The organism is Streptomyces sp. NPDC033178 (assembly GCF_055577685.1).
Window position 1 is genome coordinate 555,046 of the sequence record NZ_JBVIPT010000001.1, and the last position, 17,993, is coordinate 573,038.

General features: G+C 69.1%; 17 protein-coding genes. 6 read left to right on the forward strand and 11 right to left on the reverse strand.

The genetic code is table 11. From position 1 onward, the window contains the following. Positions 1-118 precede the first annotated feature (118 nt). The gene (locus ACZ5VQ_RS02750) at positions 119-694 is read right to left on the reverse strand and encodes a DUF3558 family protein (RefSeq protein WP_469103335.1); all 576 of its coding nucleotides are present in this window, start codon (positions 692-694) and stop codon (positions 119-121) included. Between the two features lie 160 nt (positions 695-854). Here ACZ5VQ_RS02750 and ACZ5VQ_RS02755 point away from each other — a divergent pair, with 160 nt between their 5' ends. Continuing rightward, complete coding sequence (locus ACZ5VQ_RS02755; protein WP_469103336.1) at positions 855-2,102, forward strand: MalY/PatB family protein; 1,248 nt, start codon at positions 855-857, stop codon at positions 2,100-2,102. Between the two features lie 22 nt (positions 2,103-2,124). Here the strand turns inward: ACZ5VQ_RS02755 and ACZ5VQ_RS02760 are convergent, their stop codons facing one another. Next, the gene (locus ACZ5VQ_RS02760; RefSeq protein WP_469103337.1) at positions 2,125-3,525 is read right to left on the reverse strand and encodes a cytochrome P450; all 1,401 of its coding nucleotides are present in this window, start codon (positions 3,523-3,525) and stop codon (positions 2,125-2,127) included. A gap of 149 nt (positions 3,526-3,674) precedes the next feature. Then, a complete protein-coding gene (locus ACZ5VQ_RS02765) occupies positions 3,675-4,781 on the reverse strand; it encodes an NAD(P)/FAD-dependent oxidoreductase (RefSeq protein WP_469103338.1) in 1,107 nt (368 codons plus the stop codon). A gap of 338 nt (positions 4,782-5,119) precedes the next feature. Here ACZ5VQ_RS02765 and ACZ5VQ_RS02770 point away from each other — a divergent pair, with 338 nt between their 5' ends. Beyond that, the gene (locus ACZ5VQ_RS02770; protein WP_362070858.1) at positions 5,120-5,935 is read left to right on the forward strand and encodes an SAM-dependent methyltransferase; all 816 of its coding nucleotides are present in this window, start codon (positions 5,120-5,122) and stop codon (positions 5,933-5,935) included. Between the two features lie 105 nt (positions 5,936-6,040). Here ACZ5VQ_RS02770 and ACZ5VQ_RS02775 read toward each other — a convergent pair whose 3' ends face one another. From ACZ5VQ_RS02775 to ACZ5VQ_RS02785, 3 genes are all read right to left on the reverse strand, one after another. Then, positions 6,041-6,946, reverse strand: a complete 906-nt coding sequence (locus tag ACZ5VQ_RS02775) for a helix-turn-helix domain-containing protein (protein WP_469103339.1) — start codon at positions 6,944-6,946, stop codon at positions 6,041-6,043. A 169-nt stretch (positions 6,947-7,115) separates the two neighbouring features. Then, positions 7,116-7,817, reverse strand: a complete 702-nt coding sequence (locus ACZ5VQ_RS02780) for a hypothetical protein (protein WP_469103340.1) — start codon at positions 7,815-7,817, stop codon at positions 7,116-7,118. Between the two features lie 39 nt (positions 7,818-7,856). Further along, positions 7,857-10,082 (reverse strand): glycoside hydrolase domain-containing protein, encoded by a 2,226-nt coding sequence (locus tag ACZ5VQ_RS02785; RefSeq protein ID WP_469103341.1) that lies wholly within the window; start codon positions 10,080-10,082, stop codon positions 7,857-7,859. Positions 10,083-10,421: 339 nt separating this feature from the next. Between ACZ5VQ_RS02785 and ACZ5VQ_RS02790 the strand changes: the two genes are divergently transcribed. Then, positions 10,422-11,174, forward strand: coding sequence for a hypothetical protein (locus ACZ5VQ_RS02790; protein WP_469103342.1), 753 nt, complete (start codon positions 10,422-10,424; stop codon positions 11,172-11,174). A 127-nt stretch (positions 11,175-11,301) separates the two neighbouring features. Further along, the gene (locus ACZ5VQ_RS02795; protein ID WP_469103343.1) at positions 11,302-12,681 is read left to right on the forward strand and encodes a M1 family metallopeptidase; all 1,380 of its coding nucleotides are present in this window, start codon (positions 11,302-11,304) and stop codon (positions 12,679-12,681) included. Between the two features lie 37 nt (positions 12,682-12,718). Here the strand turns inward: ACZ5VQ_RS02795 and ACZ5VQ_RS02800 are convergent, their stop codons facing one another. Next, entirely contained in the window at positions 12,719-14,446 is a 1,728-nt protein-coding gene (locus ACZ5VQ_RS02800; RefSeq protein ID WP_469103344.1) for a serine/threonine-protein kinase, read from the reverse strand. A gap of 178 nt (positions 14,447-14,624) precedes the next feature. Here ACZ5VQ_RS02800 and ACZ5VQ_RS02805 point away from each other — a divergent pair, with 178 nt between their 5' ends. Continuing rightward, positions 14,625-14,762 carry a hypothetical protein gene (locus ACZ5VQ_RS02805; RefSeq protein ID WP_169801986.1) on the forward strand — a complete coding sequence of 46 codons (138 nt, stop codon included), beginning with the start codon at positions 14,625-14,627 and terminating at the stop codon, positions 14,760-14,762. 114 nt (positions 14,763-14,876) lie between these two features. Here the strand turns inward: ACZ5VQ_RS02805 and ACZ5VQ_RS02810 are convergent, their stop codons facing one another. After that, positions 14,877-15,458, reverse strand: a complete 582-nt coding sequence (locus tag ACZ5VQ_RS02810) for a snapalysin family zinc-dependent metalloprotease (protein ID WP_469103345.1) — start codon at positions 15,456-15,458, stop codon at positions 14,877-14,879. A 265-nt stretch (positions 15,459-15,723) separates the two neighbouring features. Between ACZ5VQ_RS02810 and mgrA the strand changes: the two genes are divergently transcribed. Continuing rightward, positions 15,724-16,767, forward strand: a complete 1,044-nt coding sequence (gene mgrA, locus ACZ5VQ_RS02815) for an L-glyceraldehyde 3-phosphate reductase (protein ID WP_469103346.1) — start codon at positions 15,724-15,726, stop codon at positions 16,765-16,767. A 60-nt stretch (positions 16,768-16,827) separates the two neighbouring features. Here the strand turns inward: mgrA and ykgO are convergent, their stop codons facing one another. From ykgO to ACZ5VQ_RS02830, 3 genes are all read right to left on the reverse strand, one after another. Further along, positions 16,828-16,950, reverse strand: a complete 123-nt coding sequence (gene ykgO, locus ACZ5VQ_RS02820) for a type B 50S ribosomal protein L36 (protein WP_469103347.1) — start codon at positions 16,948-16,950, stop codon at positions 16,828-16,830. A 37-nt stretch (positions 16,951-16,987) separates the two neighbouring features. Then, on the reverse strand, positions 16,988-17,248 hold the full coding sequence (locus tag ACZ5VQ_RS02825) for a type B 50S ribosomal protein L31 (RefSeq protein ID WP_469103348.1): 261 nt from the start codon (positions 17,246-17,248) through the stop codon (positions 16,988-16,990). A 147-nt stretch (positions 17,249-17,395) separates the two neighbouring features. Next, complete coding sequence (locus tag ACZ5VQ_RS02830; RefSeq protein ID WP_362070874.1) at positions 17,396-17,800, reverse strand: VOC family protein; 405 nt, start codon at positions 17,798-17,800, stop codon at positions 17,396-17,398. Positions 17,801-17,993: the final 193 nt, after the last annotated feature.

Below are 17,993 nucleotides of genomic sequence, written 5' to 3' on the forward strand. Positions count from 1 at the left end.
GTGTGCGAAGAAGCGCAGGGCGGGCACAGCGCACGGGGCGGCGGTCACAGCGCTGGGCCTACGCCTGGCCGCGCCGCGCCTTGCACGGGCGAACCCTGGCGGCACGGTTTCATCGTGCTCAGGCGGCACCGTCGTACTGCTGGAGCTTGGAAATGACCAGCTTGGCGAACGAGGTGGCGATCCCGCAGAGATCCTTGGGAGCGTCCGGTTCGTATCGCCCGACCAAGATGCTGAAGGAGTTGTAGGAGTCGTCGGAACTGATCCTGACGTTCTGGTAGCAGGATTCCTTGTCGGCGGTCTGCATCGTCGAATAGCCGGCTACCTCGATCACTTCCGCTCCTGGCTCGTTCGCCTTGGTCTTTCGCGCCTTTTCGCGGGGATACGGAATCCAGCCCAATTGGATGCCTGTTGACACCAGCCAGTAGCACGACAGTGCAGGCCCCTCGGACAGATCGATCTCGCGAGGAGGCTGTGTGATTCCGTAGGCGGCGAGTTCCTGGTCGTCGAGCAGGGCGCACGAGGACATCGCGTACCTCGACAGTGCTTGCGCGAGATCGGACGGACTCGGAGACGGCGTGGGCGACGACGACTTCGAGGGCGAGGGAGCGGCCGAGGAACAGCCGACCAGCGCGAGCAGCGTCGCGAGCACGATCGCCGCAGGGCCGACACGGTGTCCTTCGCGGTTCGGGGACATGCGCCGGAGGCTAGGTGTGCGGCGTGGGGAGGGGTCCCAAAACCGCCGAGCAGGCCCCATCATCCTTACTGTCCGTCCACGGACTGCAGCCGATCGAAGCCGCCCTGCACGCGGCCGCCACCACCTACAGGCCCGCATCGCCCGGACGTTGGAGGATCGCGTGACCGAAACGACCAAGCAGGCAGCATCCGAGGACGCCGAAACCGGGCGGACCGATCCACTCGTGCAGGTGTCCCTGCGGCAGTTGCGAAGGCGTACCAGCATGAAGTGGCGCGTCCATCCCGAGGACGTACTGCCCCTGTGGGTGGCGGAGATGGACGTGCCGCTGGCTCCCTGCGTCGCCGACGCGCTCCACAGGGCCATCGGTCTGGGAGACACCGGGTACCCCCACGGAACCGCCTACGCCGAGGCCCTGGCCGCCTTCGCCGCCGACCGCTGGCAGTGGGGCGGCTTTCGCGTCGAGAACACGACCATCGTGCCCGACGTCATGCTGGGCATCGTCGAGGTTCTGCGTCTCGTCACCGACCCCGGCGATGCCGTCGTCGTGTGCCCGCCCGTCTATCCGCCGTTCTACGCGTTCGTCGCCCACGACGCCCGCGAGGTGACCGAGGCTCCCCTCGGCCCCGACCTGCGCATCGACCTCGGTGCACTGGAGGACGCCTTCGTACGGGCGCGGCGGCACGGCCGATGTCCGGCGTTCCTGCTGTGCAACCCGCACAACCCGAGCGGTGTCGTGCACACCCGCCAGGAACTCGAAGCCATTGCCGCGCTCGCCCGGCGGCACGGCGTCCGTGTGGTCTCGGACGAGATCCACGCACCGCTCGTACTGCCGGGCGCCACGTTCACGCCGTTCCTCAGTGTGTCCGGGTCCGAGAACGGCTTCACCCTGATGTCCGCCTCCAAGGCGTGGAACCTCGCCGGGCTCAAAGCCGCCCTGGCCATCGCGGGCGAGGAGGCTGCCACCGACCTTCGCCGGATGCCCGAGGAGGTCGGTCACGGACCCAGCCACCTGGGGATCCTCGCCCATACGGCCGCGCTCCAGGAAGGCGGGGACTGGCTCGACGAGCTGCTGGGCGGGCTCGACGCGAACCGAACCCTGCTGGGCCGGCTCATCGAGGAACACCTCCCCGGCATCCGGTACCTGCAGCCCCAGGGCACCTATTTGGCCTGGCTGGACTGCACACGGCTGGGACTGCACGACGAACACCCGGCCAACGGCCCGGGTGTCGTGGCCGACCTCGCCGGACCGGCGAGGATGTTCCTCGACGAGGCCCGCGTCGCCCTGAGCTCCGGCCACGTCTTCGGCACCGGCGGCGCGGGATGCGTACGCCTCAACTTCGCCGCGTCACCGGCCGTCCTGCGCGAGGCACTGGCCAGAATGGGGCGTGCGGTGCGGGAGCCGAGGTGAGGCCGTCGCGCGCGCCCCGGCGTCAGCGGCCGGTGCGGATCAGGCTCGTCAGATAGCGCCACAGAGATGAGCGCTGCCGGGCGGACGGGTCCGGCAGCGCCGTCTCGGCCGGTTCCGCCGCCGGGTCGGGCGCCGGCGGCTGATCGGGCACCGAGGCGAGTTCGTACCGTACGGGCAGTGAGCGCAGGCCCCGCATGAAGGGCGAGGAGCGCCAGGGGAGTTGATCCACGGGGAGCGCGAGGTCGAGGTGGGAGAACCGCTCGAACAGGCGGCTCACGCCGACCGCCGCGACCGTGGACGCGAGTTCGCGCGCCGGGCACTGGCGGCGGCCCGCGCCCCAGGACAGGTGCGCCCGGGTGCTGACGGTGGTGCTCTTCGCCGCGCTGTCGGCGAAGAGCGGGTCGGCGTGCGCCGCCGCCGAGGAGACCCAGACCGGGTCGCCCGCGCGGATCGTGTAGTTCCCGAGCGGGGTGTCCTTGGCGGCGAAGCGCGGGACGAAGTTCACCAGCGGCGGCTTTCGCATGACCACCCGGTTCATGGTCTCCCTGACCATCCCGGCGGACAGGCTGGCACGCGCGCCGCCGTCTCCCGAGAGGACCTCGACCACCGTGTTGGAGATGAGGATGCCGACGTGGTCGGACGTCATGCCCAGCAGCATGAACAGCTCACGGGCCAGCTCGTCGAGCGAGAGGTCCGGGTGTGCGGCAAGCAAATGCGAGGGGAAGTCGTCCCCCGGCGTCTTCAGCTTCATCGCCGCCAGTTCCGCCAGCGTCGCCAACAGGCGCTCCAGGGCGGGCTCCGCGTCCGGACCGGCGTCCAGGACCCGCCACATGTCCATCAGCGCGTCGTCGCCCTGTGAACCGGGGAAGCCAAGCAGGTGACTTGCCACCATCAGCGGCAGCGGCCGGGAGAACTGGGCGGACAGGTCCGCGAGGCCCGTTCCGCCGGCCTGTCCCACCAGGGTGATCAGTTCGTCGGCGTAGGCGGTGACGGCCGTCTTGAGCTTCTTGGCCTGGGGATGGCGCGGGTCCTGGAACGGCCTGAGAGCCGTGTCCCACGCCGTACGCAACCGCGGGTATCCGGGACCGCCCTGGATCAGAATGTGGTTGACCTCAAGGGACGGACCGAGGGGCCAGTCGGACGGCACGCGGCCCTCCGAGCGGGCACGCCAGTTCTCCAGGCCCTTCGGCCATCCGTCGTCGTCCTGGAGCACATCGAGTGCCTCCCGGTAGCCGAGGACCAACCAGGCGGGTACGCCCAGGAGATCGACCGGCGCGACCGGGCCGTGGCGCTGCCTCAGCCGTTCGTACACCAGTGAGGGGCGTGTCTCGTAGTCCCGGGTGAGCAGCGGTTCGGGAGTCATCGCCTCCAGCGGTGTGTCGTCCACGTCCACGGACCCGCCGTCGCCCAACTGGGATTCCATCGCCTTGCCGCCCTTCCGCACTCCCCGTACCGGCCCGCCTTCAGCCGGTAGTTGGAAACGTGGGGACCTTACCCCAGGGCGCATACGTGGGCGAACGACGGGTGCCACCGTGACGTCGTCGTTCGTGTGCGGGAGCCGTACCTCGCGTGTCAGGCCGCGGTGTACCCCAGTTGGCGTCTCATGTAGGGGGTCATGAGGGTCTTGGCCTTGGCCAGGGTGGTGGTGCGCCCGCCGAGTACCGCGGTCTCGCCGCCCAGCACGGGCAGCATGGTGACTCCGTCCGCCTGGCCGAACGGCACGATGAGCGGGGTGCGGTGGATCGGCCGGTAGGAACGGGACTGGGTGCGGTGTTTGCCCGAACTGCCCAGGTAGGCGCGGATGTTGTGGGCGGCGAGGTCCGCCTGGGCGAGCGCGGCGGGGGTGATCTTGAGCTCGCTCGCGTCGTTCACGTCACCGACCGCGAAAACATCCAGTCGGCCCTCGGCCCGGAGCATCCGGTCGACCTTCACGTGCCCGCTCGCGTTCAGCCAGTCACCGTGTCCGGCCAGGCGCAGCCAGAGCGTGTTGGGGGTGGTGCCCGTCGCCCAGAAGGAGCGGTCTGCCTCCACCACGTTCCCGCGCGCGTCGCGGTACGTGCCGAAGTCGTGGCCCGGGGACATGAACGAGTCGAGCCGCACCTCCACGTCGTGGGACTCCAGCCAGGCGCAGGCCTTGCGCCCGGCCCGCTCGCTCCCCGTGGAGTGGAGCAGGGCCGGGCCGGAGTGGGCGAGCGTGACCCGGGCGTCCGGCCGGGCCAGGCGGATCTCGGCGCTGAGCTCGACACCGGAGGGCCCGCCGCCGACGACGAGGACATGGTCCGCGCCGGCGACGTTCCGCTGGTGCCCGGCGAACGACTTGGCCGCCTCCTCGGCGGTGGTGCCCGAGAAGCGGGCCGGTTCCGGATAGTCGGCGCCGGTGGCGATCACCACCACGTCGTACGGGAGGCGCTCGCCGGTGGCCAGGACCACCTCCCGCTCGGCGGTGTCGACACGGACCGCCTTGCCCACCGCCACCCGGCCGTTGCCGAGCAGCCGGTTGTACGGGATGAACGGGGCCATCGTCCATTCCGGACGCACGCCGGCGCGCAGGGAGGCGATGCGGTGGAAGAAGACCTCCTTGCGATCGACCAGCGTGACCCGCGCCGTCCCGTCCAGCCGTTTCGCCAGCCGGACGCCCGCATAGCCGCCGCCGATCACCACTACGTCGCCGTCACGCACGCCGAATCTCCTGTGCCTCTGGGGGGGGCGAGGGCCGCGGCGGGTGGGGCGCCGACATCGGCCACTCGACTGTCGGCGAGCGTAACGGTTGAAACCTAAAGGGCTGATGAACTTATGTGCGCGTTCTGTGAAGTGACGGCCCGGATGTCGACTTTCGGCCCGCCCGGAGAACACAAACAAGTCATTGGCCGACGAAGCACGGACAGGTTGGGCCTGTGGATTTACATGATCCAAACCCGGGGAATAACGTGGCTCTCCACGACTGGTGCCCGACAGTTTCGCGGTTCTCGCACGACGCACACACATACGTACACGCATACGTACACACAGGAGTGTCCATGACTGATGCACGAGAGAACTCCGACCAGGAGGCACTCTCCAAGATCGACACCACCGTGCCGCAATCGGCCCGGATCTGGAACTACTGGCTGGGCGGCAAGGACAATTACGAGGTCGACCGGATAGCCGGCGACGCGTTCCGTGACATTTTCCCGGGGATCGAGACCGGAGCCCGCGCCGCCCGGTACTTCCTCGCCCGCGCCGTCCGTCATCTGGCCGCAGAGGAGGGAATCCGGCAGTTCCTGGACATCGGCACCGGGCTGCCGAATGTGGACAACACCCATGAGATCGCCCAGCGGGTGGCCCCGGAATGCCGGATCGTCTACGTCGACAACGACCCCTTGGTGCTCGCACACGCCCGCGCGCTATTGGTCAGCAGTTCGGTGGGGGTCACCAACTACGTCGACGCCGATCTGCGGGATCCGAGCACGATCCTGCGGGAGGCGGCGAAGACGCTGGACTTCGACCAGCCGGTCGCCCTCATGCTGATGGGCATCCTCGGTCATATCGAGGACCACGACGAAGCACGTTCGATCGTGCGGCAGTTGGTGGACGGTCTGCCCTCCGGCAGCTTCCTCGTGCAGTACGACAGCACCGACACCAGCGACGCCTACGTCGATGCCATCAGGCAATACAACGAGGGCGGCTCGATCCCGTACATCCTTCGCAGCCCCGAGCAGATCGAGCGCTACTTCGACGGTCTGGAACTGCTCGAACCCGGCGTGGCATCGTGCTCGCGCTGGCGTCCCGACACCGAGGCCCTGGGTCTCCCGGCGGAAGTGCATCAGTACGGAGGCGTCGCCCGCAAACGCTGAAGTCCGCCGACCGAGGGCCCACTTGGCGTACGCCGCCGCGACGGCCGCCGGGCGCGACGACCGGCACGCGTTCCATCGGCCATCGCGAGTCCTGATCCGCTCGGGTCAGGTCTCCTGAAGGATGCGATGGAGGATCGTGCACGTCGCGTCCGGCGAATCCGCCTGCACGACCAGGCGGTTCATCACACCCCAGTAGTACTCGATCTCGCTCGGCTTGTCGGGATAGACGGCGCTGGCGAGCTGTTCCAGGTACACCATGTCGGGCAGCAGACCGCCGGGCAGGCGCACGATGGTGACCGGACCGCCGGCCGCGGCGTGACCACCGGCGAGGAACGGCACGATCTGTATGGTGACCTGCGGGAGTCGGCAGATCTCGATGAGGTGCTGGAGCTGGGCGCGCATCGTGGCGGTGCCGCCCACCGGGCGACGCAGTGCCGCCTCGTCGATCACGGCCCACAGCTGAGCCGCTCGCTGCCGGTGCAGGATCTGCCGGCGCTTCATGCGCAGGGTGACCCGCCGGTCCAACTCCTCCGCGGAAGCCTCCTGGCAGGTGAGCCGGATCGCGGCGCGAGCGTAGTCAGGAATCTGCAGCAGGTCGGGAACGACCTGGGGCTGGAAGCAGCGGATGAGGTTCGCCGCCTGTTCGGCCCCGAGGTAGGCCTGCATCCAGCCGGGCACCACGTCGTTGTACGGCTGCCACCAGCCAGCGGTGTTGGCCTGTTTGGCCAGAGCCAGCAGGGTGGCGCGCTCGGCCTCGTCCGTGACTCCGTAGAGCGTGAGCAGGTCGGACACGTCCCGCATCTTGAACCCGTGCCGGCCCCACTCCATTCTGCTGATCTTGGACTGGGAGGCGCGGATGGCCTCGCCCGCCTCCTCCCGGGAGAAGTGCAGCTCCTCCCGCAGCCGGCGCAGCCGCGCCCCCAGCACCAGACGTGGCACCGTCGGCCCCGCGGTCCGGGCGTCCGGTTCGGAACCCGCCTCCGGTGTGCCTACGGCCTCTGTGGCGCCCATGGATGTTCTCCCTGGCGTTGAACTCAACTCCACGCGCATACAAGCGCGTTGGCCGTCATTCTAGATGACCGGGACCACGGCCCCGGCCGTCGGCGCCGCCAGGGGCGTACCGCAGGTGGCCGTGGATCGCACGGATCCACGGCCACCTGCAGGTTCCGGACGTTCGGTGTCAGGCGGTTTTCTTCTGGCGTCGTTCCAGCGCGGTGGCGGCTTTGCGGCGCTTGGTGTCGGCCACGTCCACCAGGGTGCCCGGGCCGGCTCCGGGCTCGTCGGCCCAGGTCCGCAGCTTGGCCACGAGGGCCGTCAGCCGCTTGTCACCGGGCGGCACGTCGATGGAGAACAGCGCCTCGTACGGGCGGTCGTCGTCCCCGCCCCACCGCACGACGCCGTCGCACTCGGCGAGGATGTCGCGGATCACCATGAGCTGGGGCGAGTAGAACCCTCCCTTGACTCCGGGCGGGTAGGAGCCCGGCCGGATCGCGACGGCGGTGCCGGACGCCTGGTTGCCCTCCGCCCGCTTCAGCTTCACCCGGGCCGGTGCGCGCCAGCCGGCCAGGTCTCCCTTGCGGAGTCCGTCGATCTCGTAGTGGAAGCGCCGGACGACGTGCGCGAGGACCATCTCCACGTCCCCGATGCGTACGTCCATGTCGAGGCCGGTGCCCGGTACGGGCCGGGTCCACACCGTGGAGACGTCGTTGGCCTTCTCCTCCAGCTCCCAGCCGTTGGGCGAAGTCGGCCGCTTCGGGGCGTCGTCGGGCCCGGGTCTCTCAGCGGCCGCCGCCCCGGCGGGCAGGGCCAGCACGGAGCCGCCGCCCACCAGGGTAACGGTGCCGACGACTGCGGTGTGCCTGACGACATCACGTCGCGTCATGCCTGTCATGTCAGTTGTCACGCTGTTCGTCCCCTCACGTCAGCCATTGCGGGAAAGCCGGTAGTACTTCTCCAACACCCGGTACAGGCCCACGAGTTCACGGCCGTACTGCAGGGCGGGAAGGTTCGGTTCCCCTTCATTCGTCACGGGGGGACCGTTGTAGCGGCTGAGGATCCTCTCGGAGTCACCCTCACTCGTGTTCAGCCCCGGCCTCGGCAGGTTGATCTGGTGGGCGTTGAAGAGCGTCAGGTAGGCCGCCGACTTGATGTTGTAGATCGGGTCCTCGTTGAGCTGGGTCCACACCGATTCCAGGTCCCGCTCCCGGTCCAGGATCGAGCCGTTGATGATGCCCTGCTGAACGCAGTAGTTCCTGGCGTCGATCGCCACCCGGCCGAAGATCTGGCTGTAGCCGGTGCTGCAGTCGTCCCTCACGCCGGCCTTCACCGCCGCGTCGGCGGCGAAGTCCCCCGGGTTGAGTTTGCGCAACTCCCAGAGCACCGGGGTCTGGATCAGGGCCTTGCGCACTCTGAGCTGCCGGGCGAGCGAGGTGAACAGCCAGTCGGCGGAGAGGACCAGCTCGAACGCCCTGGTGTTGGAGATGCCTCCCAGGGTCGCCCAGTCCGTGTCGGTCCAGCCGTCGCCCCCGGTCTCAGGGACGCCGATGGACTCCAGGTACGAGCGCACCTCCTGGAGCATGGCGGCTCGGTATGTCGCGTTGAAGTCGACGTCCAGTCCCGCGGTGTCCGCACCGGGGTTAAAACTGCTCTGCCCGACGTCTCGTCCGGAGGCGATGTTCTTGTCGATCTCGATGGCTCCGGCACCGGTTCCCACGGTGACGGTGGCGATCTGGTCGAAGGCCCAGTCCCCCGGCATGGGGAAACCCAGGTTCCCGGAGAACCCGCTGGACATGTCGGAGACGAAGCTCGCGTCGGTGTACCCGGCCTCCCGCACCCTGCGGCACACGTTGCGCGGCCCGTAGATGCCCACCCGGTAGCGGGAGTTCTCCTGCGCCGCCCGGAAGATGCCCCTGAAGTGCGGGAGGATGTTGGAGGTCACCTCGTGGTCGAACGCGTCGTAGTCCACGGCGAAGTAGATGCGGGTGCCGTCCTTGAACCCGTGGTACTTGGCCCAGTCGATCGCGTCGAGGCCGTCACGGGTGCCCTGGTTGTAGTTGAAGTAGGCGGCCCCGTCGCTGAAGGTCTGGTAGATCGGGAAGCAGTTGAGGCCGTTGGCCGCGATGGTCTGCAGCTCACCGGGTTTGATCATCTTGTCCCGGCCGTTCGGGACGTTGCACAGGTAGCGGCCGACGTACACGTACCCGGCGGACAGCAGGGACTGGGCGCGGGCCGGGGTGATGGTGGTGATGCAGTCGCAGGCGGCGCCGGAACGGGACTGGTCGCCGTAGGAGATCAGCAGGGATGCCCAGGTGGGGTAGTCGCCGTCGCCGTTCGGGGAGATCCTGACGAAGTCCTGGAACTCGAAGACGGCCGAGGACAGGTCGGACGTGAAGGTCCCGCCGAACGCGACGTGGGGCCGCTGGTTGAGGATCATGGCGGCCGTGAACAGGTTCACCCAGACGCCCGTGCTGCCGACCCTGAGGGTGTGCTGTCTGAGACCCGCCTGGGTCGCGGGGCCGAAGGAGCCGTTGGCCACTCCGTCAGCCATGCCCAGTTCGTACTGGATGGCGAACAGCATGGACTTGGCGACATCGCGGGAGTGGTGGCCGTCGCAGGGGATGACGAAGAAGTCCTGCCGGTGGATGTACCGCCCGTTGAGCCAGCGCTGGATCGAGCGGATGTCCTCGTCGCCGGGTCTGTCCCCGTACCTGACGAGGACGTACGGGTCCATGTTCAGCAGACCCTTGAAGACCTTCGGAGTCAGGTCGGAGCCGGGGTAGACACCGTCGACCCCCATGTCCTGCTTGAGCTTGGTGATGCCGGCCTGGACGTTCGCGTTGTAGACGCCGTCGATGTCACCGCCGTCGTATCCCTTGCAGTACATCGCCGACTGGATGATGCGGCAGAAGTTGGCCGACGGCACGGTGGCACTGTTGAGCCGCGGGAACCTCTGCGTCAGGGTGCGCAGGGTGGTGGGGCCGAAGCTGTCCGCCACCGGACTGATGCCCAGCTCCCACTGGAGAGCCCTGGTGAGGGCGTACATGGTGCTCCAGCCCGTGCGGCCGTTCTCCTCGACGGTCATGCCGATCTTGTCGCCGTAGGCCTGGTTGACGAATCTCTGGGCGCGCAGGACCAACTCGTCTGCCATGTGGGGGCATTCCTTCGTTGATGAGGTCAAGACAAAGGGGTGAGGCGTGCGGGCGCTGTCATCTCCCGTTCGGGGCAGGTCGAGGCCCCGGTTGGCGCCACCAGCTTGGGGGCCGGTATACCGAACGCACCACTAGTTTCGGCAGAGCCCGAAACTCCCGGTCACGGCCCGGCGGCGCGCGGCGGCAATCAAGGACTTCCCCGCCGCGGGCCTCGCCGTTGGCCGGGCCTCGTCACCCACGGCCGTGGCGCCGCCGGGTGAAGTCCGGGCGCGCACTGGTGACTTGCTCTGAGTAGCCGTACTCATGTGCGGTCCGCTGCCCGCGCACACACTGCGAGCATGAGACGACTTTCCAGGGAAAATCATCGTATTCGTCACGTACAGCGACCCTCGCGCATCCGTCGCGGCGCGATACCTGTGGCGCTGTGCGCGCTCGCCCTCACGCTTACCGCCTGCGGTTCCGAACGTGCGGCAGGCAGCGGCCCCAAGACCGGAACCGACGACCGGGTCGAGGCCGGCGGAACCGCGACCGCCCCCTCCACGGTCTTCCCGACCGACTCCTCGGACCCCGAGTCCTCGGACCCCGGGTTCCTGGCGTTCATGACACTCCTCGTCTCCATCACCGAACCCTGCCTGAGGTTCGAGCCGACCGAGGAGCCCCCTACGGAACCGCCGGAGGAACCGGATCGCACGGAGCCGCCCCTCCAACCCCTGCCCGAACCGTTACCGCCGGACGCGACGCCGCCCCCGGTGGAGCCCCGAGACCCTGATGACGCCAGGAAGGAGGCGGAGTTGAGCCCTGTGGAGAAATGCGATGCCCGTGTCCACTCCCGCCGCATCGTGAAAGCCCTCAAGGGCACGCCCGATCCGACACCGGAACAGGTCAAGGACGTCCTGCGCGGCCTCGGTTACATCGACCTGCGGATCCACGGCCCACAACGCTCCGGCGAGAGCGTGGAGTTCACCCTCGACCTGCGGCTGCTGGGCGGTGAGCTGTGCCTCTCCGGCAAGGTCACCGGCACGAGGACGGTCACCGATCCGTACGGCGGTTCCCCTGAAGTCGCCTGCACGGATGTCCGACGCCTGCGCTGAACGATCTGTCAGTTGTAGCGGCGGCGGGCGCGGATATCGCACTGGTGTGGCATCATCCGCTGCCATGTCGTCGCCACCTGCCTCACAGTCAAACGCCTTGCGGTGCTTGCTCGTTGGCCTGGTCGCAATGCTCGTCGCGACGGGCGCGACCGCGGCCGATGCCGTCACGGCACCCAAGGCCGAGGCCAGCAGGTCGGAGGCCAGCAGGTCGGAGGCAAGCGGGCCCGGAGCGAGCAGGTCCGCGGCCGCGACACCCGATCGCCTTCGCTACGACGTGACCCTGCGCGGCGACGCCGACGGCTCCCACTGGACGGGCCACCAACGGGTGACGTTCCGCAACGCCTCCGAACGCCCCCTGCACGAGGTGTACGTACGTCTGTGGGGCAACGGAGACGACAAGTGCGGCACACCCGGCAAGCCGCCCCCCGTCAGGCTGTCCAAGGTGCGCGGCGGCACTGTCGGCCAACTCACCGTGAACTGCACGGCGTTGCGCATCACCCTGCCGACGCCGCTCGCGCACGGTGAGCGGACGGCCATCGCCTTCGACGTGTCCATCACCGTGCCCGAACGCAACAACCGCTTCGGCCGTGAGGGCGCCTTCCGCTTCCTGGGCAACGCCCTGCCGGTGCTCGCCGTGCACGACACGAAGGGCTGGCACCTCGATCCGTATGTGTCGACCGGCGAGAGCTTCTACGCCCTGGCGAGCGACTTCCGGGCACGCCTCGACCACCCCGCGGCCCTCAAGGTCCCGGCGACCGGCCGCACCTGGACCAGCCCCGGCAGGCCCGGGCGCACGGTCACGCACAGCGTCGCGCACCGGGTACGGGACTTCGCGTGGGCGGCGGGCCCGTTCCGTACGGCGACCGAGACCTCTCCCGGGGGCGTGCGCGTGAAGTCGTACTGGGCGCCGAACACACCCGCCGCGGGTGTGCGCCTCAACCGCAAGGACGGCGTCGCCGCCGTGGACCGGTTCGGCAAGGAGTTCGGCCGCTATCCGTACGGCGAGCTCGACCTCGTGATGACCAAGGAGTTCGGCGGCGGCATGGAGTACCCCGGCCTGGTCCTCCTCGGCACCACCGAAGAGGGCAGCGCCGTCGTCCACGAGGTGGCCCACCAGTGGTGGTACGGCATCGTGGGCAACGACGAATACGGCGCGCCCTGGCTGGACGAGAGCTTCGCCCAGTACGCCAACGCCCGCTTCTACGGCTGGGACACCAGCGACTGCTGGGCGGACGACGACTGGCCGAGCGAGACCACCGCGCTCACCAACTCGATGGCCTACTGGGCCGAGCACCGGAACGAGTACCACGTCGTCTACACGGCCGGCCCCTGCGCCCTGGCACGCCTGGAGGGCACCCTCGGAGCCGACACCATGGCCCGCCTCCTCAAGCAGTACGCCCGCGACCACTGGTACGGCCTCTCCACCACCGCCGACTTCAAGGAGGCCGCGCAGTCCGTGACGGACAAGGATCTGGGCCCCTTCTGGACGAAGTACCGCATTCACTGAGGTCGCGTGGCGCGTACGACGGGATGACGGCCCGGGATCATCCCTCGGCGGCCATCACTTTGGTCACCTTGCCGTGGATGTCGGCCTCCAGATAGCCGCTCTCGCTGTAATCGTTGCTGAGGTACACAGCCATGTCGGCGGGGGTGTCGCGCAGCTCGTTCGGCCCTTCGACCAGCAAGTAGCGGCTCGTGGGGCTGTCGACGTTCAGCTTCTTCCTGGCCTCGGCGAGCAGCGTGGGGACCATGTCCCAGTCGAATTCGTCCGGATTGAACACCTGGGCTCCGCCCGACAGCGAGCCCTTGATGATTCCCTTCTCCAAACCCCGGTCGACACGGTAGGTGTACATGTCGTACCGGGTCCGGCTGCCCTTGACCATCACGTAGGCGGAGATGTGCTCGGGGTACACCTTGAAATCGCCGAACAGGTCGCTGCCCGTCTCCTTCTTGAACGCCTTGATCGCGGTGCGGATGCCGTCCGGCGTCAGCAGATCGGTGGTGCTTCCCTTTTCCGTCTGCCTGGGCGTGGGCGTAGAGGCATCGGCGGACGATTCGGTCGTCGGCGTACTGCTGCTCGACGGTTTCGCCCCCACTCCACTCCCGTCACGCCCGGAGGACGAGGATCCGGACTTCCCCCCGTCCGGCACCAGGGTCCACACGAGGACACCGACGAGCGCTGTCGCCGCGGCGGACAGGACGACCCTGGACCAGCGCCTTTGCCCGGACCGCCGGTCGGGCGTCGGCGCACCGGCGGGTGCCACCGGGTACGGCGTGGGGGCGGCGGGCGGTCGGGGAACGGCGTCCTGCGGGGTCGGGTATCCGGTCGGTGGACCGGACTCGCCCGAGCCAGAAAGGAACGGCGGGGCGGCCGACGGAGGAGTCAGCCGGTAGGAGGTGGTCCCCGATCCGCCCGAGGCCACAGCCTGTTCGCCCTCGACCACCGAAGCCAGCATCCGGTCAAGGGTCTCGGCATCCGGGCGTGCCGCCGGATCCCGCACCAGCACCCGCATCAGTACGTCCGCCAGAGGCCCGGCCTTCACCGGCGGCGGGACCTCCTCGTAGAGGACGGCCGCGAGTGTGGCCAGCGTCGTGCCCCGGCGCAGGGGGTGCCAGCCCTCGACGGCGGCGTACAACATCATCGCCAGCGACCAGAGGTCCGACGCCGCCCCGCCGTCGTTGCCCGACACTCGCTCCGGCGCCATGTAGTCGGCCGTGCCGATGATGGACCCGGTGGCGGTGAGTGCCGTCGATTCGCGGATCGCCGCGATGCCGAAGTCCGTGAGCACGGGGCGGCCGTCGGGGCGAAGGAGCACGTTGGCGGGCTTGACGTCCCGATGCTGGATGCCCGCATCGTGCGCGGCGCGCAGTGCGGCCAGCACCTCGCGTCCGAGCCGGGCCGTCCCTGCCGGGTCCATCGGTCCGCGGCCCAGGCGGTCGGCCAGCGATCCGCCGCCGACCAGTTCCATCACGATCCATGGATAGGTGCCCTCGCCGCCGTCGACGATGTGATGGATCGTCACGACATTCGGGTGGTCGATCCTGGCCAGCGCCCTGGCCTCGCGCAGGACCCGCTCCCGCAGCATCCGCGCGCCGTCCGGGTCGTACTCGGCCAGCCCCGCGTCCGGCGGCCGCACCTCTTTGACGGCCACGCTCCGGTGCAGCACGAGGTCCGTGGCCCGCCAGACCGTGCCCATCCCACCGCCGCCGAGCCGCGACTCCAGCTGGAACCGCCCGTCGATGACGCGTCTGTCGCTGTCCCCCTCGCTCATGCGCGGGAGCTTAGAGGACACGTCCGACAGTGCTTTCCCCGGGCGGGCAGTGGACGGCACCGACAGGTGCTGATCCCGTGAGCCTTGCCTGTCAGGCGCTTACTTCCCGACGACGGGGTATACAGGGCATGCAGGCATCCGCGTCACCGGCCTTGCCGTAGGAGGAGTTGTGCCCGGGATGATCGAAAAGATCAAACGGTTCGCCAGGAGCCCTCAGGGGCGGCGCACCATCGAACAGGTACGCCGTGCCTCCGCCGATCCACGGCGACGGGCCCAGGCCAAGGGGTTCCTGAGCAAGCTGCGTCGGCGGGGCTGACGTCGGAGAGGCCGGAAAGGCCGAACAGGTCGCTCGGACAGTCGCCGTGTGCGGGTGTGGGCGGACGCCGCGATGTCCCGGCCTCCGCCCGACATCCGCACACGGCACCGTGCGTCAGTCCACGATCATGACACCGCTTCGCACCGCTCCGCCCGTCCGGGCCAGCGCACTGCTGAAGTTGTCCTCCACCTCCGCCTTCTCCACCGTGTCCGGGTAGGGGTTCGTGCACGCGATTCCCGCGGTGGAACCGGACATCAGGCTGGAACACGGGCCGGGCTTGCGGTCCGGCAGGCCGAGGATGTGGCCCAGTTCGTGGGCCGAGATGCGGATCGTGTTGTAGCCCTGGGTAACGGCCTGGCGCCCGATGTAGACGGTTCCGTTGCCCAGTGTGGTGGGCAGGGCGCGAGGCCAGCCGTTGTCCGCCAGGACCCGGATGTTGGCGCGCTGCCCGGTCGCGACCGGTCGCAGTTCGACGGCGTCGACACTCTCGTTCCAGATCGCCGCACCGCGGTCGACGGCGGACTTGAACTCCGCGGAACCGCTCGCGTCGTAGGTGACGACACGGGCGGCGACGGCGCTGTCCGCGACCTCGGAAGGAGCGGTCGCGGAAGGGGCGGCCACGGCCTGGCCGCCCATCAGCGAAAGGGTCACCGTCAGGACGGCAGCGAGTCCGATCGTCGGCTTACGGACGTGCATGGTCGACCTCCTTGTGGGGGAAAGGCAGTCGTGCTCATGACATTCCTTGGCTCCCTGCCCAGCGAGGCCGGACGCCAATCCGTCAATCCGGCCCCGGAGCAACGGCCCTGGCGATTCAGAAACGGCACCGCTGAATCCCATGGCGGGGAGCTGTTGGACTTCAGGATCAGGCAGGGGCAGTGTGGGCAGGCGGATCCCCGCGACCCCGATGGGTCCGATGTGCCTGATGGGTCCGTCCCGTACCGCACCACCCGGAGAGCACTCGATGAGCCATGTCATGAATCCTGACCGCTACGACGGCACCATGCGCTACCGGCGCACCGGGCGTTCGGGGCTCGACCTGCCCGTCCTGTCCCTGGGCTACTGGCACAACTTCGGCGACGACCGGTCCTTCGAAAGCCAGCGCGAGATCGCGCTGCGCGCCTTCGACCTCGGCATCACCCACCACGACCTCGCGAACAACTACGGTCCGCCGTACGGCGCCGCGGAAACCAACTTCGGGCGGCTGATGAAGCAGGATCTCGCGCCGTACCGGGACGAGCTGGTGGTCTCCACCAAGGCCGGCTGGGACATGTGGCCCGGCCCCTACGGCCAGGGCGGTGGCTCCCGCAAGTACATGCTCGCCTCGCTGGACCAGTCGCTGCGTCGCACGGGGCTGGAGTACGTGGACATCTTCTACTCCCACCGGCTCGACGCCGACACTCCTCTTGAGGAGACGATGGGGGCGCTCGACACCGCCGTCCGGCAGGGCAAGGCGCTGTATGTCGGTATCTCCTCCTACGATGCCGAGCGCAGCCGCGAGGCGGCCGCCATCCTCCGGGACCTGGGCACCCCGCTGCTCATTCACCAGCCGTCGTACAGCATGCTCAACCGCTGGGTCGAGACCGAGGGTCTGCTCGACACCGCGGAGCAGGAGGGCTTCGGGGTCATCGGCTTCACGGCCCTCGCCCAGGGGCTGCTGACCGGGCGTTACCTCGACGGGGTCCCGCAGGACTCGCGGGCGGCGCAGGGGACCTCCTTCGACACCACGTGGCTGTCGGACGACATGCGGCGCAGGCTGCGCGCCCTCAACGACATCGCGGCCCGGCGCGGTCAGAGCCTGGCCCAGATGGCCCTCGCCTGGGCCCTGCGGGACGAACGTGTCACCTCGCTCGTCATCGGCGCGTCGCGCCCCGAGCAGCTGGAGCAGAACGTCGCCGCGCTGGAGAACCCCGACTTCAGCAGCGAGGAGCTGGCCGAGATCGACAAGTACGCCACCGACGGCGGCGTCGACCTGTGGCGGGACGCCCGCCTGGGCAACCTGGGTTGACCGGCACTCCCGCACACAGTAGGCCGGGCCCGGCGGCCCACACGCTCCAGGCTCTGTGCGTCAGCCCTGACGGGCCTTGAAGCGCGGGTTCTTCTTGTTGATCACGAACACCGTGCCCCGTCGGCGCACCACCTGCGCCCCGGGCATCGACTTCAGTGAGCGCAACGACGTGCGCACCTTCATGGCTCCGCTCTCCTCCTGCTCGGATGCCGACCGCCCGTCATCGGGTCGATGACACCGCACGTCCGTAGCGCCGCTCGAACCGCTCCACGCGGCCCGCGCCGTCCATGACCCGCGACGTCCCCGTGTAGAACGGGTGACTGGCCGACGAGACCTCCACGTCGATCACCGGGTAGGTGTTGCCGTCCTCCCACTCGATCGTCCTCGCCGAGTCCGCGGTCGAACGGGTGAGGAACGCGACGTCCGCGGCGCGGTCCCGGTAGACGACCGGGCGGGAAACGGGGTGAATGCCGACCCTCATGGGCTTTCCTTCCTCACAGCCGTCCACCGAAAGGCGACGGCGCCCTCCGCCTCCTCAAATTGACGGAGGCATGTCATTCTGTGCTGTACAACAGAGGACCTTGCAGCCGTATTCCCGGGAGAAACGGAAGGGCCCCGGGCCCTCGGCCTAGTCGCCGAGTTCCGTGAAGAGCGTCAGCTGTAGATCGCCCGGTGCATCGAGCCGGGAATTCAGCGAGTTCCACGGGGTACGTGTCGGCTCGGCGATCACCTGGGCCCCGGCGGCGGCCAGCTTCGACGTGGTGGCGACGGAGTCGTCGACCTCGAAGGCGACCCGGATGTGGCCGGCCACGCGCCGGCCGACCTCGACCTCGTCGATGAAGTCGGCGTGGTGGGGATCGGCGATTTCCAGCGTGGCGCGACCGGCTTCGAGAATGGTGACCCGTCCGTCGGCGGAGGCGAACGCGCCGCGTTCGGTCAGGCCGAGGACATCGCGGTAGAAGTGCAGCGCCGCGTCGTAGTCGGCCGCCGTGACCACCAGGCGGAGTCCGCGGACAGCGGGTTCGTCGGACATGTCGGCTCCTTGAAGGTCTCGGCTGCTGACACGTCAACCCGGTGGTCGGCCGGACGATTCCCCGTCCGTACGGGGCCGGCGCGGGAGCGGCCGATGCCCGGGCGGGGGGGGGGGGGGGGGGGGGGGGGGGGGGGGGGGGGGGGGGGGGGGGGGGGGGGGGGGGGGGGGGGGGGGGGGGGGGGTGGGGGGAGAC